A 22,060-nucleotide genomic window follows, 5' to 3' on the forward strand; every position below is an offset into this window, starting at 1 on the left:
CGTCACTGCGACCACAAGGTGGGCCGACCGGAGGACACCCATGACGGGTTGTGGCCCTTGCCGGACTTGTCGGAGATGTCGCTGGGTGTGGGATTGAGGTTGAGGTACCAGATCGAGTTGCTGCCGGCGGTGGTGCTGCGCGGCGAGTTGGCCTCGGTGACGAGGTCGGCCACCGACAGCGCCGAGGAGTACAGCTGGATGCCGCGCAGCACGCCGCTGAGGCGCTCGTTGCCCAGGTTCCAGGGCGCATCGCCGAAGGTCAGCGCGGGGTTCGACGGCGCGGGCGAGCCGTAGCTGCGATCGAGCGTGACGCGGATGACCTTGCTGGTGTCGGGCAGGTCCCAGTAGAACTCGTGGACCTTGTTGGTGCCGTTGTCCCACACGCGCAGCGCCTGCGATTTCCACACGCCGTAGCCGAGCTGGGTGGAGTTGCCGTTGGCGTCGTTGACGAAGTCGTTGCCGTAGATGGACAGCTCCCACTTGTGGCTGCTGCCGCCGGCGCCGCCGTCGGGGTACGGATGAGCGCCGTAATAGGAGGCGCCGGTGAAGGGGCCGTCGGGGCCCCAGAAGAAGGTGGTGTAGTAGCCGGTCTGCTGGCGCAGGTTGACGCGCCAGATGTAGGTGGCCGGGTACATGGGCAGCAGCGCCGAGCCGGTGAAGCGGAAGCGAACGTCGCTCGACGTGCTGCCGTTGGAGGGGAAGTTCAGGCCGGTGGCGGGGGCGGGCGCCGGTGCGGGCGCAGGCGCGGGGGCCGGTGCCGGTGCGGGGGCCGGGGCGGGGGCGGGGGCGGTTGCCGGTGCGGAGGTTTGCACCTCGCATGCCTTGACCGTTCCGTGGGCCGGATCGCTGCCGAAGAAGCTGTTCGTGCATTGACCGCTGTTGTAGACCGACTTCTGCACCCAGCTGGAGCCGGCGCCATAGCGCACCGTCCGCGTCCCGCTCACGGTGAAGGATGATCCTTCGGTGGCGATCCTCGTCCACCCGGTCGCAGGTGCTGGCGCGGGAGCAGGCGCCGGAGCGGGGGCGGGTGCCGGAGCGGGGGCAGGCGCGGGGGCGGGTGCCGCCTGGCACGACTTCACCGTGCCTTGCGCGGGATCCTTGCCGAAGAAGCTGTTGGTGCACTGGCCCGAGCCCGTGACCGACTTCTGGACCCAGCGATAGTCCGCGCCGTAGCGGACCGTCCTGGTTCCGCTGAAGCTGAACGACTGGCCCTCGCTGGCAATCGTGGTCCACGTGGTGGTGGCCGCTGCCGTCATGGTGCGCTGGCTGCTGTCCGAGGCAGTCGCGTCGGTTGTCGAGGTGTCTTCACCACCGCCGCCGCATGCGGTCAGCGCGAGACAGGCGAGTGCCTGGGTGACCGCGGCGGCGGCCGGCTTGCGTGCAAATTTCATGTCCAACGACCTTCTTTATTGAGCTGCACCGCGCCCGTCGATCGACGGGCGGGCTGGCTCTCCACAACGACTTTCGAGCTTCTTGACGGCATGAACCTGCCCATGGGCAAAGGCATGCCGCTGTCGATGCTTCGCGACAGGAACGGGGTAACCGGGGAACTGGGGAAACGGTGCGGGCCGAACCTGCCGCGAGCCGCCTTGAGGCGTTCACGACAAAAATCGACCCGACCCCGACAAACTTAGAAGCCTTCCGAAATTCCCTCCGTCGGAATGCATCGACGTCCACTGTAGGACGGCGCCGCGCAGGCAGGTTTCCGAACGTTGCTCAGCGCATCCGTGCCGTTACTGTCCTGACCACAGGTTCGGCCGATCCGAGGACACCCACGACGGGTTGTGGCCCTTGCCGGACTTGTCGGAGATGTCGCTGGGCGTGGGATTGAGGTTGAGGTACCAGATCGAGTTGCTGCCGGCGGTGGTGCTGCGCGGCGAGTTGGCCTCGGTGACGAGGTCGGCCACCGACAGCGCCGAGGAGTACAGCTGGATGCCGCGCAGCACGCCGCTGAGGCGCTCGTTGCCCAGGTTCCAGGGCGCATCGCCGAAGGTCAGCGCGGGGTTCGACGGCGCGGGCGAGCCGTAGTTGCGATCGAGCGTGACGCGGATGACCTTGCTGGTGTCGGGCAGGTCCCAGTAGAACTCGTGGACCTTGTTGGTGCCGTTGTCCCACACGCGCAGCGCCTGCGATTTCCACACGCCGTAGCCGAGCTGGGTGGAGTTGCCGTTGGCGTCGTTGACGAAGTCGTTGCCGTAGATGGACAGCTCCCACTTGTGGCTGCTGCCGCCGGCGCCGCCGTCGGGGTACGGATGAGCGCCGTAATAGGAGGCGCCGGTGAAGGGGCCGTCGGGGCCCCAGAAGAAGGTGGTGTAGTAGCCGGTCTGCTGGCGCAGGTTGACGCGCCAGATGTAGGTGGCCGGGTACATGGGCAGCAGCGCCGAGCCGGTGAAGCGGAAGCGAACGTCGCTCGACGTGCTGCCGTTGGAGGGGAAGTTCAGGCCGGTGGTGCCGTTGTCATCCGGCAGGCTGATCGTGATGGTGGCCGACCTGCTGCCCGTGCCGCCCGGGCCCTGGCATGTCAGGGTGAAGGTGCTGGCGATGCTGAGGATGCCGGTCGACGCGCTGCCACTGGTGGGCTTGCTGCCGCTCCACGCGCCACTGGCCGTGCAACCGGTCGCGTTGGTGGACGACCAGGTGAGCGTCGCGCTGCCACCGGTCAGCACGCTGCCGAGATTCGACGACAAGGTCACCGTCGGCGCGGCAATCGGTGCTGGAGCAGGGGAGGGGGCGGGCGATGGCGATGGTGCGGGCGATGGCGATGGTGCGGGTGATGGCGATGGTGCGGGTGATGGCGATGGTGCGGGTGATGGCGATGGTGCGGGTGATGGCGATGGTGCGGGTGATGGCGATGGTGCGGGTGATGGCGATGGTGCGGGCGCAGGAGCAGGAGCAGGAGCAGGAGCAGGCGCAGGAGCAGGCGCAGGAGATGGCGCGGGCGATGGAGCAGGCGATGGGGATGGCGATGGCGCCGGACCAGGCGACGGCGCCGGACCCGCAGCGGGAGGTGGCGCCGCGGCGATGGGACTGGTGTCGGGCGAGCCTCCGCCTCCGCCGCAAGCGGTCAAAAGCGCGCATGCCAAGGCATGGACTGTGGCCGTCGCCCGAGGACTGAGCCTGATGTTCATCCCGTACCATTCCAGCGTTGGGATACGGGCCTGCCCGCATCGAGGCCGCGATTATCGGACCCGGTTCTTGCCGTCCGCTGTCAACCCTGGCTTCTGCCAAGAAGAAAATACACGCTTCACAATCGGTTTCCCATTTCTGGCGGGCCGCCCCACTTCACGTCGCAGACATGAGCGCAGATCGCACACGGCAGGACGCGAACGAGCCCCGCAGCCGGCGTGCCTTCCTCGAGCATCTGGCAGCCACCACCGCCGCCGGCGTCTGCGGTGTGCCCGCGGTGTCCCGGGCCGGTGCACCGCCGCACCTCGGACTCGACTTCCCCGGCTCGGCCGCGGTACGCAGGACGATGCGCTTCCGCTTCCTCGATCCGCTGTCCATCTATCCCGCCACCTACATCTGGTCGGCGTATCCGCGCCGCCAGGCCGGCTACTACACCGCGTTGTTCTGGGGCAACGACGACGGCAAGGGTGACCTTCGCACCTTTCTCTGGACGCCCTCTGGCGACGCCGACAGCTACTACGGCGCGCATCCTTATCCCAGCCCGCGTCCCCACGGCACCAACCACCATTGGGAGATCTCGGTGGTGCAGGACGACTTCGTGAATGGTGCGGTGGAGTACGACCGCTGGCATCGTCAGGCGCTGCGCGTGTGGGCCGACCGCAGCGGCAAGTACCACGAGTTCTACTGGGACCTGCCGTTCACCGACCGCAAGCACCGGGTGAGCCACAAGGCGCCGCCCGCGTGGGGCAACCGCATGCCGCCCGTGCCGACGCTGACATGGGGCGACGCCCCGTGGGCGCCCGGCAAGGAAGTCTGGAACGGCGTCCTGCGCGGCATCCAGGTCTACGAGCGCTGCCTGACGGTCGGCGACATCCTGCGCGAGTCTCGATCGCCCCGCTCCACCCCGGCGGGGGCTGCCAGCCTCTGGTATCTCAACCTGGACCCGACTCCTGACGACCTGTCAGACAAGTCGGGCCGCGGCCACCATCCCGCTTGGGTAGGCGACGAGCGTCCGCAGCTGTGGACCGGCACGCAGCCCGCCGGCTGATCGCGGCCGCCGCTACGACTGGGGCGGCGGCGTCTCCGGCCCGTCGACCCGGCGCAGCCAGATCTCGCGCCAGTAGGTGTTCGATGCCCGCGGGCAGGCCAGGCGCATCGGCGTGCACTCTGCCCGGCAGTACACGTCCTCGAGCTGGATGCAGGCACTCTTCATCTGCATCATCTTGCCGGTCTGCTCGTTGATCAGCCGGCTGACGCGCATCTGCACGCGATGGCGCTCGCCCGAGTACTTGGCCATCTCCATGTCGTAGCGCATGCCCCGGTTGAAGCCGCTGCGCGTGATCGTTGCCTGGATTTCCTTCGGCGACTTCACCTCGACCCAGTCGCCGGGCTTCAGGTCGAGCACCTCGTGCGGTGTCGGCTTGCCGTCGGGGATGGTGCCCGTGCCGACGGGGAAGGGCTTGCCGCCGGTCAGCCGCTGCCAGCGGTCGTAGAGGCCGACGAGCAGCCGGTAGCCCACGCCGAGGCCGACCAGGCGCCTGTACCAGGCGGCCACCAGCAGCTTGGCGATGTGCAATGCCCCGTGGTTGCCCGTGGTGACGTCGCGCACGTACTGGCGCACGTCCCACCAGCGCAGCAGCGTCGTCGCCTCGTACAGCGAGGTCGTCTGGCACACATAGGCAGGATCGGGCTGCCCGGCTTCGCCTGGCTTGAAGACCGCCCGCTCGACATCCTGGGGCGTGCAGGCCGTCGTGCCGCTCACCTGGGACGGGACGTCGTCCTCGCGCCGCAGCCAGGCCTCCTTCCAGAAGAAGACGCAATCGGCCTCGCAGCCTCCGTGCGCCGCGCCGTTGCAGCGACCGCCTTCGAGGTGCACCGCATCGAGCATGCGTCGCCCGCCGGTCTTGTTGATGGTGTCGCAGGTCTTGTGCGCCACCTTTGCCACGCGCATGCGCTGGCCGCAGAACGCGAGCATTTCCGGCTGGAACGGCAGGTTGTCCAGCCGCGCATTGCGATCGAGGGTCGCGAGGATCTCCTCGCGCGACCGCACGACCACCCAATCGCCGGCGTGCAACCCCAGCTGCCGCGGCCACGAAACATTCGATCCACTCATCGAGACACTCATCCTTCCGATCGATTGGTCACGCTTGCCGGCGGCGCGGCAGGAAGCGGCCGCCGAAGCGCTCGGACACGAAGCCGTGAAGGCGGTCGATGACCGCGCGTTCGGCACCTGCCGGCCGGCCGGCCAGCGTCCACAAGCCCAGCACCAGCGCGCCGTACACGGCCACGCCGGCGGCCATCCCGCCCAGCAGCCAGGCCACCACCATCACGAAGTGCATGCCGCTGTCGTAGGCCGGCATGGCCCAGCGCAGCAGCGCCACGGTCACGAGGGCGCTGATGAAGGGGCGGGCGATGGCCCGCGCGAACACCATCGGGCCGACGCCCAGTGCGCGCCGGATCTGGAACAGGTACACCGGCGTGACCAGCGTGGTGGTGACGAGCGCGCAGTAGGCGGCGCCGACGACACCGAAGTGCGGCGCGAACAGGGTGAGCAGCAGCGCCAGCACCATCACGTAGCTGACATTGGCGAAGCTCACACGCCCGGGGAAGCCGCGACCCATCAGCACGGCGCTGATCGACGCGTGGAACAGCAGCAGTGCCCCGTTGAAAGCCAGCGTCTCCATCAGCGGCACGGCCGACAGCCACTTCTGCCCCAGCACCACCGGCACGAGATAGGGCGCGACGACGAAGATCACCGCGGCGGCCGGCAAGGTGAGCATCGCCAGCACGCCCAGCGCTGACGCGTAGGCGTTCTGGACGTCCTGCGGTTCCATCTTGGCGAAGCCGGGCAGCAGCGCGCGGTTGATGGGCGCGCCGATCTCGCTCGACGGCAGGTGCGCCAGCTCGTAGGCGACGTTGTACGAGCCGAGCGCGGCCGGCCCGAAGAGGCGGCCGATGAAGAAGTCGGACGAGCGTTCCTTCAGGAAGCCGATCAGGTTGTTGAACAGCAGCCAGCGGGAGAAGTGGAACAGCTCGCGAAAGCGCGACAGCGTGAAGCGCGGGCGGAACGGGTGCATCAGGTAGCTGATCACCGTGCCTGCCGTCTTGGACACCAGGGTGCCCACCACCAGCGCCCAATAGCTTCGCAGGATCAGCGCCAGCGGCACGACGATCATGAAGCCGATCAGCTTGCGGCTGACCTGGAAGCGAAACTCGCGGCGGAAGTCGAGCTCCTTGCGGAACGCGACGACGCCGATGTTCTCCGCGCCGGCGATGAGCGGACCGAAGGCCAGCGCGCACACCACCCAGGCGACCTCGGGCTTGTGATAGAAGTCCGCGATCGGAATGGCCATCGCCAGCATCAGCAGGGTCACGCACAGGTTGAGCAGGACGTTGCAGGTCCACGCCGTGTTGTAGTGCTCCTCGGTGGCGCCCTGCGTCTGGATGATCGCGACGTCGAAGCCGAACGCAGTCAGCAGCTCCGCCATCGCGATGAACGACAGCGCCATCGCCACGATGCCGAAGTCCGAGGGACCCAGCAGGCGCGCGAGGATGAGCGTGCTGATGAGCCCCAGTCCCCGCTCGACCAGCTTGAAAAGAACCATCCAGATGGCGCCGGTGGCCATCCTGCGTTGAACGCTTTGGGACATGTCAGGAGCGTGGGTCAGGCGCCGGGGCGAGCAGCCCGGCGGATTCGAGGTCGCGGGCGCACTGCGCGAGCAGGCCGAACTCGATGCCCGATCGCTCCGCGATGTCGAGCAGCGAGGCTTCGCCGTCGGATTGGTTGAGCAGCCACAGCAGGCCCATCTGCCGGTCGGCGACACCGTCGTAGTAGCCACCGGTCTGGCGGTAGAGCCCGCGGCGTCCGAGCTGCGGCTCGCCCTTGGGCGAGAGATTGAGGTAGCGGCGATCGCCCTCCAGCACCTCGAAGATGCGCAGGCACGCGCGCCACGATTCGGCCAGTGCGCCGGCGGACATGAGCTCCAGCGAGTCGGCGGAGGTGTGCTCCTGCGGGTACTCGCCGGTCAGCGCGCGGTTGAGCCGGCCCACGGGCAGCTTGATGCCCGGCGTATTGAACTGGCGCTCGTCGAAGCCCCAGGGCGAGAAGTCGATGGCGCCGGCATCGGGATAGCAGGCGCGCAGCACCACCGCCGCGGCGCGGTCGATCGTGGCGCGGCCGCTGCGGCTGCGGTGGTAGTGCAGCGGGCCCGCATCGCCCAGCATCGCCAGGACCAGCCCGTGGCGGATGTTCTCCAGGCGCGATTCGTTGAGCGCCATCCAGGCGATCGAGCCGATGGTGGCGGGCGCGAACACGAAGCGGTACGTGTAGCGCGTGTCGCGCTCGCGCAGGAAGGCGGCCAGCTGGGCAGCCACCACGATGCCGCTGAGGTTGTCGTTGCACAGCGAGGGATGGCAGGTGTGGGCGAACACCAGCACCTCTTCGTCGCTGCGGCCGCGGTGGACGAACTCTCCGAGGGTGAGCGAGCCGTCGTGCAGGCGCGACCGGATGACCGCGCGATAGTGGCCGTCGGGCATGGACAGGCGCTCGCGCTCGCTCAGGCAGAAGCCCCAGTCCTCGCGGTAGTAGGACGAGCGGAATGGAATCCAGTCGGGATGGTCGGGCAGCGTGTGCAGGCGCTCGCGCAGCGCCTCCAGCGGCATCGTTGCGTCGACCGGCACGCTGTAGCCCACCACGTGCAGGTTGTGGCGGCGGAATTCGGCGAAGCGCCGTCCGCTCTCGTGCTCGAGGTAGGCCTCGGTCACCGACCACTCGCGCGGCACGGTCCAGTCGAAAACCGGCGTGCCGGTGGGCACCTCGGTGAGGGTGAGCGGCGCGAGGCGCGACACGCGGTGCAGGGTGTCGCGCACGCCGGGGCCGGTGATGCTGCGGCACAGCGGATACAGCTCCTCCATGAGCTGCAGCATGGTCGAGCCGGCGGCGCCGAGCTCGGCGTCGCTGAGGCTGATCGTCTGAAAGCCGGCCATGACTAGCGCCGCACCGATTGCCCGATGGCGTCGACGACGTCGCGTCCGAGCTCGGGTGCCTTCCAGTAGGCCTGTCGCAGACTCCACTGCACCGCCCGCAGCGTGTCGCGCCGCGACAGGTCGGAGGCCAATGCAGCGTGCAGCCAGCCGCCGGTCTTGCGCCACGCCGGGAACAGCGCGCGGCGCGTCTTCACCGGATAGTGGTGGCGGTGCAGGGCTTCGGCGCTCATCATCTGCGTGGCGGTCTCGCGGTCCATGCGGCGGTAGAACATCGGCTCGTCGAGCAGTTCGATCTTGCCGAGCAGTGCCAGATGGCCGACCAGCACGACGTCGGCGCCGACGTAGTGCTCGATCAGCCGCGTGCGCGCGAGCGCCGCGGTCCGCATGACGCCGTTGAGGATGTTGTTCAGCGGCAGCTTGGAGCTCACCGCGATGAACCGATCCACCGGATCGGGCTGGTCGAACGCGATGTCGCGGTCGTAGTCGGTGTAGTGGTTCAGGTCGCCCTGGAACAGGCGTGTGCGGGGCGCCACCAGCACCGTGTCGGGATGGGCCTCCAGACGTGCCACGCAGTGCTCGAGGAACTGCGGCGCGCACCAGTCGTTGGAAGAGGCCCACTTGAAGTAGCCGCCGCGGGCGCGGCGGAACACCGCGCTGTAGTTGCCGTTGGCCCCGATGTTCTTCGGCTGGCGGATGCCGATCACCCGCGCGTCTCGCCGCGCGATGTCCTGGATGACGTCCCAGGTGCCGTCGGTCGATGCGTTGTCGCTGACCAGCAGCTCGAAGTCGGCCACCGTCTGCTGCAGCAGGCACTCGATCGAGGCGGCGATGGTCTGCTCGGCGTTGTAGGTGGGCATGCCGACGCTGACCAGCGGCCGGTGCGACGGCGGCGCAGCAGTGGCGTAGGTCGGGTCCGCACTCATGGCATCAGCCCCATTGCGGCGCCAGGCGCAGCTTGCGCCCATGGAATGCCTCGGCCAGGCCGCTGGGCGAGCGGCATTCCAGGCCGCGCAGGCGGGCCAGCGCGACGAAGTTCTCGTCGGCGAACCAGCTCTTGGAGCGCTGGCTGCCGAAGTGGCGCAGCAGGTGCTCGGACTTGCGCTGCGCGGTGGACGCCGTGAGCGGCACGAAGACGTTGGGCTGCCCCAGGTCGCCCTCGTACTTGAGGATCTCGTATTCGAGGATCACGTGATCACGCCAGGTGTTCCAGCTCAGCTCCGCGGCCAGACGGTGGTCCTGGTGACGGTCCTCGAGACGGTGCGTGAGCACGATGTCCGGCGATGCGCGGCGCTTGAGCGATTCGAAGAAGCCCTTCACGGCCTCGTACTGCGAAGGCAGGAAGCCGTCGGCGAACTCGCCGAGCACGATGTCCACGCTGGCGGCGCGACGCAGCAGCTCGGTGGCGCTGCCCTTCGCCTCGGCGGCGCGCTCGCCGGTGGCCGACAGGACCACCCAGGTCACGTGCAGCGGGCGGCTCGACTCGAGCCAGGACATCAGCGTGCCGCCGCATCCGATCTCGAGGTCGTCGCTGTGCGCGCCGATGCACAGCAGGCGCAGCGGCGCATCGCCGTCGAGCGAAGCAGTGAAGTTCAGCATGCGGGGAAACGGCGCGGGCTTCGCACCTTCACGGGGCCGGTTGCTTCCACACCATCCACGGACAGTTGCCCTGCGCCTCCAGGCGGTCGAGCATGATCTTGTCCTTGAAGGTGTCCATCGCCGCCCAGAAGCCCGGGTGTCGATGGGTCCAGAGCTGGCGCTTGTCGATCAGCCGCCTGAACGGCGCCTCGACGAGCTCCTCGCCCTCGCGGATGTACTCGAAGATCTCGCTGCGCAGGCAGAAGAAGCCGCCGTTGATCCAGTAGTTGGAGTCGCCGACGCTCTCGATGGCGCTGACCATGCCGTCGTCGTCCATGCGCATCGCGTGCAGGCTTTGCGAAGGCCGGACGGCGACCGCGCCGGCGATGACGTTGCGGCGCTTGAAGTCGTCGATGTAGGTGTCGAGCCGCAGGTCGCACAGGCCGTCGGAGTAGTTGGCCAGGAACATCTCCTCGCCCTTCAGGTGCGAGCGCACGCGCATCAGGCGCTGCCCGAGGTTGGCGTGCATGCCGGTGTCGACGAAGGTGATGCGCCAGTCCTCGATGTCGCGCGTCAGGGGCTCGATCTTGCGACCGCCTTCGGACATGACGAAGTCGTTGGACATGCACTCCGTGTAGTGGAGGAAGTAGTCGCGGATCAGGTCGCCGCGGTAGCCCAGGCAGAGGATGAAATCCTTGTGCCCGAAGTGCGCGTAGTAGCGCATCAGGTGCCACACGATCGGACGGATTCCCACATTCACGAGCGGCTTGGGAATCGTCTCGGAATGCTCGCGCAGCCGGGTTCCCAGACCGCCGCAGAACAACACGACCTTCATGGCTGGCCCCCGCTCGAGGTTGCTGGGTGGGTGCAGGCGCCGGTCACCGTGCGCTCCAGAAGAGATCGTCGTCGATCTGGCCGGTGCGCTGCAGGTACTTGAGCTGCTTCAGCCGGGTGAACGCACGGTACTCGTAGGTGTCCTGCGAGAACTCGATGCGCTCGAAGAGGCGGCGCAGCTCCTCGGCGCCTTGCTGCGCCGTCCAGCGCGCCTTGTAGCCCGGCAGCCTGGCGGCGATCTTGTCGAACGACACCCGGTAGCTGCGGTTGTCCTGGCTGGGCGGGCCGGCCGTGACGTCGCAGCCGGGGAAGGCTTGCGACACGATCTGCGCGATCTCGCGGATGCGGTAGTTCTCGCTGCTCGCGCCGACGTTGAACACCTGGCCGTTGATCGCGTCGGCGGGCGCCTCGGCGGCGCAGCGCATCGCCTCGCAGATGTCCTCGATGTGAACGATGGGCCGCCACGGGCTGCCGTCGCTGACCATCGCGATCTTCTTGCGGATCCAGGCCAGCGCGCTCAGGTCGTTGAGCACGATGTCGAAGCGCATGCGCGGCGACGGGCCGTACGCCGTCGCGTTGCGCAGGAACACGACCGAGAAGCGGTCGTCGGCCATCGGCAGCAGGTCGCGCTCGACCATCACCTTGCAATGCGCGTAGGCGGTCTGCGGATTCACCGGGGAAGTCTCGTCGAGGAAGTCGCCGGTACCCACGCCGTAGACGCTGCATGACGACGCATAGACCAGGCGCCGCACGCCGGCTTCGCGCGCGGTCTTGGCAATGCGCACCGAGCCCTCGTGGTTGATCTTGAACGTGATCTCGGGCCGGTTCTGGCCCAGCGGGTCGTTCGACAGCTCGGCCAGGTGGATCACCGTGTCGAAGCCTTCGAAGTCCTTGGCGGTGACGGTGCGCAGGTCCTTGTAGGTGGTCTGCGGGCCGAACGGCAGGCCCACCGGATCCAGGTACAGGCAGCCGTCGCGGTAGAAGCCGGTGTCCAGGCCGTGCACCTCGTGGCCATGGGCGCGCAGCCAGGGCGCCAGGCGCGCGCCGATATAGCCTTCGGTTCCGGTGACGAGTATTTTCATGGTGGGCAGTCGTGTGCTGGAGGGCGGGGCGGGCTCAAAGAACGCGGACATCGGGAATGGGCACCACGAAGCGGCCGCCCCACTCCGCGATGTAGGCGGCGGCGCGGGAGATCTCGTCTTTCAGGTTCCACGGCAGGATGAGCACATAGTCGGGACGCGCCTCGCGCAGCTGCTCGGGCGCAAGGATGGGAATGCGCGTCCCGGGCGTGAACTTGCCCTGCTTGTACGGGTTGGCGTCGACGGTGAAGTCGAGGAAGTCGGTGCGGATGCCGCAGTAGTTGAGCAGGGTGTTGCCCTTGCCGGGCGCGCCGTAGCCGACCACCTTCTTGCCCTGCTGCTTGGCGTCGATGAGGAAGGCGAGCAGCCGGCGCTTGGTGGCCACCACCTGGTCGCCGAAGCTGCGGTAGCGCTCCAGCGTGAGGAAGCCGTCGTCGATCTCGCGCTGGCGCAGAGCCGTCACGCGCGATCCCACCGGCAGCGCCGCGTTCTCGGCGTGACGGCCGTAGATGCGCAGCGAGCCGCCGTGGGTCGGCAGCTCCTCGACGTCGAAGAGGGTCAGCCCGTGATGGGCGAACACCTTCTCCACCGCCACGAACGAGAAGTAGCTGAAGTGCTCGTGGTAGATGGTGTCGAACTGGTTCTCCGCCATCAGCCGCTGCAGGTGCGGGAACTCCATCGTGATGACCCCGCCCGGCGCCAGCAGCCGCTTCATGCCGGACACGAAGTCGTTGAGATCGGGCACGTGCGCCAGCACGTTGTTGCCCAGCAGCAGGTCCGGACGGCCGTGCTCGCGCGCGATCTCGCCGGCCGTCTCGAACCCGAAGAACCGGGTGGTGGTCGGCACGCCCTTGTCGACGGCGACCTTGGCCACGTTGGCGGCCGGCTCGACGCCCAGCACCGGCACGCCCGCGGCGACGAAGTGCTGCAGCAGATAGCCGTCGTTGCTCGCGATCTCCATCACCTTGCTGCCCGCGCCCAGGCCGAAGCGCTCGATCGCCATGTGCGCGTAGCGGCGGGCGTGCTCCACCCAGCTGGTGGAGTAGGACGAGAAATAGGCGTACTCGGTGAAGATCTCCTGCGGCGAGACGAACTCCTGCAGCTGCACGAGAAAGCATGCATCGCACACGTAGGCATGCAAGGGATAGAACGGCTCCATCTCGTGCAGCTGCTCGGTGGTGATGTGCGTCTGGCACAACGGCGACATGCCCAGGTCGACGAACGACGTGCGCAACGGCGCCGCGCAGAAGCGGCAATGAAAGCTGCGGCGTGGCGCCGAAGTGGTGGAAGTGTCCATGCTGATCGGGTGCATTGAACGGATGGCACGCAACCCCTGTGGCGAGAGCGAGAGCGGCACGGCGGCCGGCACGACGCCATCGTCGCGCCGTCCGGCCGGTCCACTGAGGGGAACGGGTCGTCGCCCGTTCCTCTTCACGCTCGTCCCCTGGCTTCGCTACCCGCTCGTGAGGTGGTCAAGCGCCAATGATGGCATCGATGAAGTGACTTAGATACCCGTGATCCCTCAAGCATGGGGGCGCACATGTCGCGAAATGGGGCCAGTTTCACGTTCTAGGGATCTGGCTGCGAACCGCGTGTGCCGCACGTGGCAGCGCCGGTGATAATTCGCCGCCGCATGCCATGGCCGCAAGCCGGGGCCCGCGCGGCGCGACCCGCCGAGCGGGCCGAAACCGTGCACGGTCCACTCCGGACTCCTGCGGGATCTGCCCCAGTCCTCCAGACATGACATCGACCAAGATCGGCTTCGTGTTGCCGTCCCCTTCGGACCATCCGCTGCCGAGCACCCGCATTGCCGTGCTCAACATGCTGCCGTTCCTGAGGGCGGCAGGCTTCGATCCGCAGATCGTGTTCGAGCCGCCGGTGAGCAACGCGCGGCCCGAGCTGCCCGGCCTCGCTCAGCGCCTGGCGAGCGAGGGCTTCGGCATCGTCGTCTTCCAGAAGGTCCACGGCGCAAGCGCCGAGGCGACCGCCCGCGCGCTGCGTGCGGCCGGCATCAAGACCGTGTTCGGCGTGTGCGACGTGGTCGACGCCGCGATGGTCCAGGCGACCGACGCCACGGTCGCGGTGACGGACTACCTGCGATCGCTGTACCCGCCGTCGCTGCAGCACAAGATCCATGTGGTGCACGACGGCATCGAAAACCCCGAGATCTGCAAGACCGACTGGGGCACGCACAAGGCCGACCGGCAGCGGCCCTTGCGCGCGGTGCTGGTCACCTCGATGTCGCTGGCCCATCTGCCGGTCATCTCGCGTCCGCCGGACTGGCTCGAGGTGTGCATCGTCGGCGACTATCCGCGGCCGTCGCAGCTGCTGCAGCGCATGCGCGAGGTGCGCTGGAAGATCCTGAGCCAGCGCCGCGACGAGCGGCTGGACTACCTCGGCTTCCTCACCGATCGGCGCATTCGACGCGTCGCCTGGGATCCGGTGGGCGTCTACAGCCATCTTCGCGAAGCCGACGTGGGCATCATCCCGGTCGACCACGAGCCGTCGGCGTCGGGCGTCGTCGACGTGCCGAGCTGGATGGTGAAGTCGGAGAACCGACTGACGCTGAAGATGTCCATAGGGCTGCCGGTGGTGGCCTCTCCCATCCCGTCGTACGAGGCGGTGATCGAGCAGGGCGTCAACGGTTTTCTCGCGCGCTCGCCGGCCGAATGGTGGGATCGCCTGGACGCGCTGCGCGACCCCGCGCTGCGCCAGCGCATCGGCGAAAGGGCGCGCCGCAGCGTGCAGGCCCGCTATTCGATGAACGAGCAGGCGCGCCGGCTGCTGGCTGTGCTGCACGACCTCGTACACGGCCGATCCGCGCCTGTTGCGATGGAGCCGGGTGCATGAAGCCCGCGCGGCACTCAGCCGAGGGATGGCCCGGGCCTGAGGCCGCCTCCTAAAATGCTGCGCTTCGAATGCCGGGCGCCTGCCAGCGCCTCGGCCCTTTGCGCCCAACACCGATCGGACTCTGCGTGAACGTCGAACAGGAAGTGATCAAGACCCTGCGATCCGTGCTTCATCTCGATGCGGCCGGCGTGTCGCTCGACGCCGACACGGCCTTGCTGGGCAGCATCGCGGAGCTCGATTCGATGGCGGTGGTGTCCATCCTCACCGCTCTCGAGGAGCGCTTCGGCATCGTCGTCGACGACGACGAGGTCGACGGGCGCACCTTCGCCACCGTCAGCAGCCTGACCCGCTTCGTCCAGTCCAAGCTCGACCAATGAGCGCGTCCCGGCCCGTGGCGCAGCAAGCGGCATTCGTGCGCGGCGCCGTGGGCACGCGCTGGCGGCTCGTGTCCGAGCCTGCCGACGGCGATTGCGTCGGCACCGTCGTCGCCGTGCACGGGTTTGCCGAGGAGATGAACAAGAGCCGCCACATGGCCGCGCGCATGGCGCGCCTGCTCGCCGCCGACGGCTGGCGCGTGGTGCAGAAAGACCTGCTCGGCTGCGGCGACAGCAGCGGCGACTTTGCCGACGCCACATGGCCGGCCTGGGTCGCCGATGTCGAGGAGGAGCTGGTGCAGGCCGACAGCGGCCGGCCGGTGTGGCTGTGGGGCACGCGCGCCGGAGCGCTGCTGGCCGCCGCGGTACTGCCCCGTCGCCCCCAGGCCCACCTGCTGCTGTGGCAGCCGGTGCTGTCCGGCGCCCAGCACCTGCAGCAGTTTCTGCGCCTGCATGCCGGTGCGCGCATCGTCGGTTCCGGCAAGTCCCCGGCGTCATCCTTGTCGCCCGCGCAGCAGCTGCGCGCCGGCACGCCGGTGGAAATCGCCGGCTACGAGCTGACCCCCGCGCTCACCGGCGGCCTGGAGGCCGCGACCTTCGACGTGCCGGCCGACTTCAGCGGCCGCATCGCCTGGTTCGAGCTCGGCGACGAGGCCGGCGAGCTTTCGCCCGCTGCGGCGCGTGGGGCCGAGCGCTTGCGTGCTCGCGGTGTCGCGGTCGAGACCGAAACGCTGGCAGGACCCCCGTTCTGGCAGACGCAGGAGATCGAGGTGTGCGAGGCGCTGCTGCTGCGCTCGCAAGCCGCCGTGGACGCCGCGGCATTGGCCACCACGCTGCCGCTCGCAGCGCTCGCGGAGTCGCCGCCATGAGCGCTGCGGCACCGGTCGAGCAGGCGCTCGGCTTTCGATGCGGCGAGACGCAGCTGTGGGGCGTGCTCGCGCGCCCCGCGCAAGGCGGCGAGTCGGCCATCGGCGTCGTCATCGTCGTCGGCGGGCCGCAGTACCGCGCGGGCAGCCACCGGCAGTTCGTGCTACTGGCGCGCCGCGTGGCCGAACACGGATTCGCCACCCTGCGCTTCGACTGCCGCGGCATGGGCGACAGCGATGGCGAGCAGCGCAGCTTCGAGGACATCGGCCCCGACATCCACGCGGCGATCGACGCCCTGCGCAGGGCCTGTCCCGCGGTACGGCAGGTGGTGGTGTGGGGCCTGTGCGATGCCGCTTCCGCGGCCATGATGTACGCCGTTTCGCACGCCGACGTGGCCGGCATCGTGGCCGCCAACCCGTGGGCGCGCAGCGAGGCTTCGCTGGCGGCCGCACAGGTCAAGCACTACTACACCGCGCGACTGGCGCAGCGCGAGTTCTGGATCAAGCTGCTGCGCGGCGGGCTCGACTGGCGCGGCTCGATCGGCGCGCTGCTGAACAATCTCCGGCAAGCCCGGTCGCTGTCCAGTCGCCCCGCGGCGCCGCACGCGGACCTCTCGTTCCAGGCGCGCATGGCGCGCGGCCTCGCGGGGTTTCGCGGCCGCATGCTGCTGATCCTGGCGAGCAACGACCTGACCGCCAAGGAATTCCTGCAATACACCGAGTCTTCTGCCGCCTGGCGCGGGCTGCTCGCTGACGCCAAGGTGCAGCGGGTCGAGGTATCGGACGCCGACCACACGTTTTCCTGCCGGGCCTGGCGCACGGAGGTGGAGAACGCCACGATCGCATGGCTGCGTAGCCTGGCGCCGTCAAGCTGAGCGCGCTGCGCCCGTGCCGCGGGGCGCGTGCGCCCAAGAGAAACACGACGAGGAGGACCCATGAGAGGCTTGTGCGGTTGGTTCGCGAACCGGCCGGTGGACGACGGCGCGCAGGTGGTGCCGCGCATGCTGGCGAACTATCACGGCACGGTGCAGGACATCGTCTCGGCCCACCAGCCGCAGGCCGGCCTGGCTGCGTTCGGCGCGCCCGCCCGGCCCGTGCTGCTCGAGCACGACGGCTTCGTGTTGCTGGTCGCCGGCCATCCTCGCCTTCGCGGCAGCGACCGCTCGGCGATCGACCTGCCGGCGCTCGTGCGACGCCTGCGCGAAAGCGGAAAGGACGCATTGGCCGCGCTGGGCGGCGACTTCGCGCTCGCCGCCTGGGACGGGCAGCGCCAGCGCGGCCTGCTGGCCGTCGACCGCCTGGGCATTCACCAGCTGATGGTGGCGCGCCCGGCCGCCTCGCTGGTGTTCGGCTCGACGCTGGACCTGCTGTTCGGCCACGAGGGCGTGCCGCGCCAGCTCTCGCCGCAAGGCATCTTCGACTACCTCTACTACCACGTCACCCCGGGCCCGGACACCATCTACGCCGGCCTGCAGCGCCTTGCGCCGGGACACTGCATCGAGTTCGGCCCGCAAGGCGCCGGCCCGGCGGCGCCGTACTGGACCATGCGCTTCACCGAGGAACGCGGCCGCAGCGTCGACGAGCTGAAGCAGGAGTTCGTCGGCCTGCTGCGCGATGCGGTGCGCGAGGCCTCGTCCGGGGTCGACGCCTTCGGCGCCTTCCTGTCCGGCGGCACCGACAGCTCGACCGTCAGCGGCACGCTCGGCCAGGTGAGCGGCCGGCCGGCACGCACCTTCTCCATCGGCTTCGACGTGCCGGGCTACGACGAGACCGAGTACGCGCGCATCGCCGCACGCCACTTCGGCACCGAGCACCACGAGTACTACGTGACCCCGAACGACGTGGTGGAGTCCCTGCCTCGCATCGCGGCCTCGTACGACCAGCCCTTCGGCAACGCGTCGGCCGTGCCGACCTACCACTGCGCCCGCGTCGCCCGCGAGCACGGCGTGACGCGGCTCCTCGCGGGCGATGGTGGCGACGAGCTGTTCGGCGGCAACGAGCGCTACGCCAAGCAGCACCTGCTCGGGCTGTACCAGCGGGTGCCGGCACCGCTGCGGCGGTTCGTCGTCGAGCCGCTGCTCGCCGCCCCGGGCGTCGGCGCGGTGCCGCCGCTGCGCAAGCTGCGCAGCTACGTGGAGCAGGCGCGCCCGCCCATGCCGCTGCGCTACGAGTCGTACAACCTGCTGCAGCACTTCGGCGTGCCGCAGATGTTCACGCCCGAGTTCCTCGCCACGGTGGATGCGCACCATCCGTCGTCGCTGCTGGCCGATGCCTACGCGCCGTTCAAGGACGCGAGCCTCATCAACCAGATGCTGGCCATCGACATGCGCTTCATCCTGGCCGACGGTGACCTGCCCAAGGTCTCGCACATGTGCAACCTGGCCGGCGTGGACGTCGCCTTCCCGCTGATGGACGACCGGATCATCGACTTCTCCGGCCGCCTGCCCGACGAGCTGAAGCTGCGCGGCACCCAGCTGCGCTGGTTCTTCAAGCAGGCGCTGCTGGACTTCCTGCCGCCCGAGATCATCACCAAGAAGAAGCACGGCTTCGGGCTGCCGGTGGGCCATTGGCTGATTGCGCACGAGCCGCTGTTCGACCTGGCGAACGACAGCATCGAGCGGCTGCGGCCGCGCGGCATCGTGCGGCCCGAGTTCGTGCGCCAGCTGCTCGACGTCAAGCTGCGCGAGCACCCCGGCTACTACGGCGTGATGGTGTGGGTGCTGATGATGCTCGGGCTGTGGCTCGACTCGCGCAAGCTCTGAGCGGGGCTCAGGCCGGCACCACGCTGCGGTCGGGACGCCGCAGGTTGCCCAGCAGCCGCGCGCCGTAGAGCCAGCGCGCGCGGTCCCACGGGGTGAAGCGCGGCAGCTGGAAGCGGTCGGACTGCGCCGAGGCGGCGCCCCAGGCCGTCGACACCGCCGCCCGGAAACCGCAGGCCTGCGCCATCGCGACGTGCTCGGCGGCGTAGTCCTGCCCGGGCACGCCGTTGGGATAGGCGAACAGCTCGACCGGCTCGCCCAGCAGCTGCTCCAGCGCGCGCTTGCCGCTCGCCATCTCGTCGCGGGCCTGCTGCGCGTCGAGTCGGGTGAGGATGGGATGGCTGACGGTATGCGCGCCGATGTCCATTCCCAGCGTGCGCAGCCGGCGCACCTGCTCGGGCTGCATCATGAGCGCCGGCGAGGGCCGTCCGCCGGCGGCCGCCACGATGGCATCGGTGGCGGCATCGCGCTGCGGCTGCTCGAAGTGCTTGATGGCCTTGAGCAGGGCCGCAATGGCGGCTCGCCGCTGGCCGGCCGAGCCGACCGGGTGCCGCCCGAGGCCGGCCGCGCTGACGTCGAGCGTGTCGCCTTCGCAGGCGCGCACCGCTTCGATCACGCGGTCGTTCCACATGATGCCGCCGCCCAGGTAGCCGGTCGAGATGAAGAAGGTGGCGGTCATGCCCAGGCGCGCGAGGATGGGTGCGGCCAGCTCCTCGTTGTCGGCATAACCGTCGTCGAAGGTGATGGCGAGCGCGCGCGGCGGGATCGTGCCGGCATAGAGCCTGTCGATGGCCGTGCCCAGCGGCAGCACGTTGAACCAGCTGCGCACCCAGCGCATCTGCGCCTCGAACTCCGCCGCATCGGGCTCGTCGGGGGACAGCGGGTCCGGGCGGGGCAGCACGCGGTGAAAGATGAGGATGCTCAGGCGGCCACGCTTGCCGGCGGGCGACAGCAGGGAAAGAGGCAGGCGCAGCACGATGTGAGATGGGCGATCGAGGGGGACGGGGACTCAGGGACGCAGCTGGGGCCGCGCGATCGGCTGCAGCGCGGGGCCGCCGATCGGCGGGCGCACCGTGCCCATGGCGCCGCCCAGCTGCAGGGCCGAGACCAGCGCGGCGAACATCCAGAACTGCACCTCGGCCATCAGGTAGTCGGTGGCCGAGCCGGCGACGATGACCACCATCAAGGTGCCGCAGGTGGCGGCGCTCAGGGTGATGAGGCCCGGATCGACGCCGCTCTGGTTCATGCGACGCACCCTGAGGCCGGCGGAGAAGAGCCATCCGATCAGCACCAGGAACAGCACGAACCCTGGAAAGCCCTGCTCGACCAGCGTCGACATGAGGGTGTTGTGCGAGGTGCGGGCGGCATCGGGATCGTCAATGCCGTTGTCGCGGGCCAGCCACTTGCGGTCGAGGTAGAAGGGGCTCAGCGTGGCCGTGCCGCGGTAGCCGGCGCCCAGCGGATAGTCGGCCGCCATGCGCAGCTGCGCCTTGTACAGCTCCATGCGCGAGCGCGCGCTCATGTCGGCGTCCTCGCTCTCCTCGACGACGTCGCCGATGGTGAACATGCGGTCGATGAACACCTTGTCGACGACGACGGCGAAGCCGACCAGGCCCGCCAGCGCCAGCAGCCAGAACTGCTTGCGGTGGGCGCGTGCCTTGCAGAACATCAGCGTCAGCGATCCGGCAAGCAGGCCCAGGAAGGCGCCGCGGCTGTTGGCCAGCACGAAGCCGTTGCCGATCACCGCCATCACCGCCAGCAGGCCCCATCGCTTCCAGCCTTTCTCGGACAGGAACAGGCCGAGGCTTGCGATGACGCCGGTGGCCAGGTACATGCCCAGCGTGTTCGCGTCGTCCAGGCCGGGACCGCCGACGCCGTCGAGGCGGCCGCCGTCGCGCCCGATGAACTGCGCCATCAGGCCCAGCAGCGTGCAGCCGGCGACATGCGCCAGCAGCAGGTTGCGCAGCATCTCCTTGGTGTCGATCAGCCGGTAGACGATCCAGAACGCGATCAGGTACTTCACGAACTTGGTGGCGCCTTCGAGGTGCGTCTCGAGGTCCAGCGCCCACGCGCACTGGAACCACATCCAGGCGGCATAGATGCTCAGGATGATCGCCGGTGCGTTGGCCAGCCACAGCGGCTTGGCCTGGAGACGCCCGCGGTGAACAACCACCGCGAGCACGGCGACCACGGCGGAGATCAGCGACCAGCGCAGCTCGGGCAGCATGTAGACCCACCAGCGCGAGGGCGGGTGCACGTAGATGGTCGCCAGGTAAAAGTAAAGGCCCCAGATCGGATGGCGCTTGAACGCGTACACCGTGCACAAGGCACAGAAGAGCACGTAGGCAAGGGCGGCGAACATCGACGGACCTCGGCGACTGTGGCGGACCCTAGGCCGCGGCCGTTGCGACGCGCACGCCGCCGGCCGGGCGGATGCTGCGCTCGATGATGCCGTCGAGTCGGCTCATCGCACTTCCCCAGGCGTGGTGCGACTGCACACGGGCGCGGCCGGCTTGCGCCAGGCGCTCGCGTTCGCGGCGGTCGCCGACGACGCGAAGCACGGCGTCGCAGATCTCGTCGACCGAGTCGGCGGCCAGCAGGTGCTCTCCCGGCACGGCATCGACGCCCTGCGCCGCGATGCGGCTGGCGATGACCGGCACGGCCATCGCCATCGCTTCGAGGATCTTGTTCTGCGTGCCGCGCGCAATCGCCAGCGGCGCGATCGTGAGGGCGGAGCTCTGCACGAAGGGCCGCACGTCCGGCACCGGGCCGGTGACGGTCACGCCCTCGATGCGACCCAGGGCCAGCACGCGCGCCGTCGGCGCCGCACCGACGATCTGCAGGCGCAGGGACGGGCGCGCCTGGCGCAGGCGGGGCCACGCGCGGGCGCAGAAGTCGACCATGCACTGCTCGTTCGGGAAGTAGTCCATGCGCCCGACGAAGGTGATGACGTCGGGGTCGAACGCTTGCGCCGACGGCTGGAAGAAGGCCATGTCGACGCCGTTGGGGAACCAGTCGACGCGCTCGCGCACGCCCAGCTCGGCGAGCGTTTCGACCTCACCCGGCGTGGCGACGGTGACCTGCTCGAAGCGGCCCGCCAGCCGCCGCTCGGTGCGCGCCATGCGCCAGGCCTCCCAGCGGTAGCCCAGCGAGAGCGGCCAGGGCTTGTGCGGGACGTAGTCGGCCCACTTGCGCGAATCGACATCGCAGTAGTCGATGATCTTGGGCAGGCCCTCGACGTGCGCCACGTACCGGCCCACCGCCGAGCAATGGGCAAACACCAGATCGACGCTGCGCCGCGCCAGGCGGGCGTCGATCTCGCGTTGCAAGGCGGTGCTGTGGAAGAAGGCCTCCGAGGCGGAAACGGGGGTCGGCAGCGTCAGTGCCATCTTCGCCGCCTGAACCGGATTATGGACGCGGAACGTGCGGTGCTCGCGGCAATACGGCGCGATCCCGGCTGCTTCCCTTTCCTCTTCGGCACTGCGTGCCAGCGACAGCACGCTCACCTCGTGGCGCTGCGCGAGGTGACGGATGACGTTGAACGCCCGCACCTTGCTGCCGAAGGTCGGCGGGTACGGGAAGCGATGGGCGAGGAACAGGATTCTCACGAC

General features: G+C 69.0%; 20 protein-coding genes. 7 read left to right on the forward strand and 13 right to left on the reverse strand.

Going from position 1 to position 22,060, the window contains the following annotated elements; genetic code table 11:
• Window positions 1-2 precede the first annotated feature (2 nt).
• Both P7V53_RS03070 and P7V53_RS03075 read right to left on the reverse strand, forming a co-directional pair.
• Window positions 3-1,391, reverse strand: a complete 1,389-nt coding sequence (locus P7V53_RS03070; protein WP_280154006.1) for a hypothetical protein — start codon at window positions 1,389-1,391, stop codon at window positions 3-5.
• A gap of 342 nt (window positions 1,392-1,733) precedes the next feature.
• Entirely contained in the window at window positions 1,734-2,687 is a 954-nt protein-coding gene (locus P7V53_RS03075) for a hypothetical protein (protein WP_280154007.1), read from the reverse strand.
• A 50-nt stretch (window positions 2,688-2,737) separates the two neighbouring features.
• Here P7V53_RS03075 and P7V53_RS03080 point away from each other — a divergent pair, with 50 nt between their 5' ends.
• Both P7V53_RS03080 and P7V53_RS03085 read left to right on the forward strand, forming a co-directional pair.
• Window positions 2,738-3,115: a hypothetical protein gene (locus P7V53_RS03080; protein ID WP_280154008.1), complete on the forward strand. Its 378-nt coding sequence runs from the start codon at window positions 2,738-2,740 to the stop codon at window positions 3,113-3,115.
• Between the two features lie 180 nt (window positions 3,116-3,295).
• Entirely contained in the window at window positions 3,296-4,174 is an 879-nt protein-coding gene (locus P7V53_RS03085) for a twin-arginine translocation signal domain-containing protein (protein WP_280154009.1), read from the forward strand.
• Between the two features lie 12 nt (window positions 4,175-4,186).
• Here the strand turns inward: P7V53_RS03085 and P7V53_RS03090 are convergent, their stop codons facing one another.
• The 8 genes from P7V53_RS03090 to P7V53_RS03125 are packed head-to-tail and all read right to left on the reverse strand — an operon-like array spanning window position 4,187 to window position 12,897.
• A complete protein-coding gene (locus P7V53_RS03090; RefSeq protein WP_280154010.1) occupies window positions 4,187-5,239 on the reverse strand; it encodes a hypothetical protein in 1,053 nt (350 codons plus the stop codon).
• Between the two features lie 28 nt (window positions 5,240-5,267).
• On the reverse strand, window positions 5,268-6,776 hold the full coding sequence (locus P7V53_RS03095) for a lipopolysaccharide biosynthesis protein (protein ID WP_280154011.1): 1,509 nt from the start codon (window positions 6,774-6,776) through the stop codon (window positions 5,268-5,270).
• Between the two features lies 1 nt (window position 6,777).
• Entirely contained in the window at window positions 6,778-8,112 is a 1,335-nt protein-coding gene (locus tag P7V53_RS03100; RefSeq protein WP_280154012.1) for a DUF4910 domain-containing protein, read from the reverse strand.
• Window positions 8,113-8,114: 2 nt separating this feature from the next.
• The gene (locus P7V53_RS03105) at window positions 8,115-9,035 is read right to left on the reverse strand and encodes a glycosyltransferase family 2 protein (protein ID WP_280154013.1); all 921 of its coding nucleotides are present in this window, start codon (window positions 9,033-9,035) and stop codon (window positions 8,115-8,117) included.
• 4 nt (window positions 9,036-9,039) lie between these two features.
• Window positions 9,040-9,708, reverse strand: coding sequence for a PIG-L family deacetylase (locus P7V53_RS03110; RefSeq protein WP_280154014.1), 669 nt, complete (start codon window positions 9,706-9,708; stop codon window positions 9,040-9,042).
• 28 nt (window positions 9,709-9,736) lie between these two features.
• Window positions 9,737-10,522 carry a sugar phosphate nucleotidyltransferase gene (locus P7V53_RS03115; RefSeq protein WP_280154015.1) on the reverse strand — a complete coding sequence of 262 codons (786 nt, stop codon included), beginning with the start codon at window positions 10,520-10,522 and terminating at the stop codon, window positions 9,737-9,739.
• Between the two features lie 43 nt (window positions 10,523-10,565).
• Complete coding sequence (locus P7V53_RS03120; RefSeq protein ID WP_280154016.1) at window positions 10,566-11,603, reverse strand: SDR family oxidoreductase; 1,038 nt, start codon at window positions 11,601-11,603, stop codon at window positions 10,566-10,568.
• 34 nt (window positions 11,604-11,637) lie between these two features.
• Window positions 11,638-12,897 (reverse strand): class I SAM-dependent methyltransferase, encoded by a 1,260-nt coding sequence (locus tag P7V53_RS03125; RefSeq protein WP_280154017.1) that lies wholly within the window; start codon window positions 12,895-12,897, stop codon window positions 11,638-11,640.
• A gap of 443 nt (window positions 12,898-13,340) precedes the next feature.
• On the opposite strand from P7V53_RS03125, the gene P7V53_RS03130 reads away from it, so the two are divergent.
• The 5 genes from P7V53_RS03130 (at window position 13,341) to P7V53_RS03150 (ending at window position 18,452) form a co-directional block, all read left to right on the forward strand.
• The gene (locus P7V53_RS03130; RefSeq protein WP_280154018.1) at window positions 13,341-14,450 is read left to right on the forward strand and encodes a glycosyltransferase; all 1,110 of its coding nucleotides are present in this window, start codon (window positions 13,341-13,343) and stop codon (window positions 14,448-14,450) included.
• Window positions 14,451-14,575: 125 nt separating this feature from the next.
• Window positions 14,576-14,827 carry an acyl carrier protein gene (locus tag P7V53_RS03135; RefSeq protein ID WP_280154020.1) on the forward strand — a complete coding sequence of 84 codons (252 nt, stop codon included), beginning with the start codon at window positions 14,576-14,578 and terminating at the stop codon, window positions 14,825-14,827.
• Window positions 14,824-15,693: a hydrolase 2, exosortase A system-associated gene (locus tag P7V53_RS03140; protein ID WP_280154021.1), complete on the forward strand. Its 870-nt coding sequence runs from the start codon at window positions 14,824-14,826 to the stop codon at window positions 15,691-15,693. The genes P7V53_RS03135 and P7V53_RS03140 overlap by 4 nt, the downstream gene beginning before the upstream one ends.
• Window positions 15,690-16,565, forward strand: coding sequence for a hydrolase 1, exosortase A system-associated (locus P7V53_RS03145; RefSeq protein ID WP_280154022.1), 876 nt, complete (start codon window positions 15,690-15,692; stop codon window positions 16,563-16,565). Before P7V53_RS03140 ends, P7V53_RS03145 begins: the two co-directional genes overlap by 4 nt.
• A gap of 60 nt (window positions 16,566-16,625) precedes the next feature.
• Complete coding sequence (locus P7V53_RS03150; RefSeq protein ID WP_280154023.1) at window positions 16,626-18,452, forward strand: asparagine synthase-related protein; 1,827 nt, start codon at window positions 16,626-16,628, stop codon at window positions 18,450-18,452.
• A gap of 7 nt (window positions 18,453-18,459) precedes the next feature.
• Here the strand turns inward: P7V53_RS03150 and P7V53_RS03155 are convergent, their stop codons facing one another.
• Genes P7V53_RS03155 through P7V53_RS03165 form a run of 3 tightly spaced genes read right to left on the reverse strand, consistent with a single transcriptional unit; the run spans window position 18,460 to window position 22,057 of the window.
• Complete coding sequence (locus P7V53_RS03155) at window positions 18,460-19,425, reverse strand: polysaccharide deacetylase family protein (protein ID WP_280154024.1); 966 nt, start codon at window positions 19,423-19,425, stop codon at window positions 18,460-18,462.
• Between the two features lie 33 nt (window positions 19,426-19,458).
• Window positions 19,459-20,811 carry an O-antigen ligase family protein gene (locus P7V53_RS03160; protein WP_280154025.1) on the reverse strand — a complete coding sequence of 451 codons (1,353 nt, stop codon included), beginning with the start codon at window positions 20,809-20,811 and terminating at the stop codon, window positions 19,459-19,461.
• A 28-nt stretch (window positions 20,812-20,839) separates the two neighbouring features.
• Window positions 20,840-22,057 (reverse strand): TIGR03087 family PEP-CTERM/XrtA system glycosyltransferase, encoded by a 1,218-nt coding sequence (locus P7V53_RS03165; protein ID WP_280154026.1) that lies wholly within the window; start codon window positions 22,055-22,057, stop codon window positions 20,840-20,842.
• Between the last annotated feature and the right edge of the window lie 3 nt (window positions 22,058-22,060).

The organism is Piscinibacter sp. XHJ-5 (assembly GCF_029855045.1).
Classification (GTDB): Bacteria; Pseudomonadota; Gammaproteobacteria; order Burkholderiales; family Burkholderiaceae_C; genus Albitalea.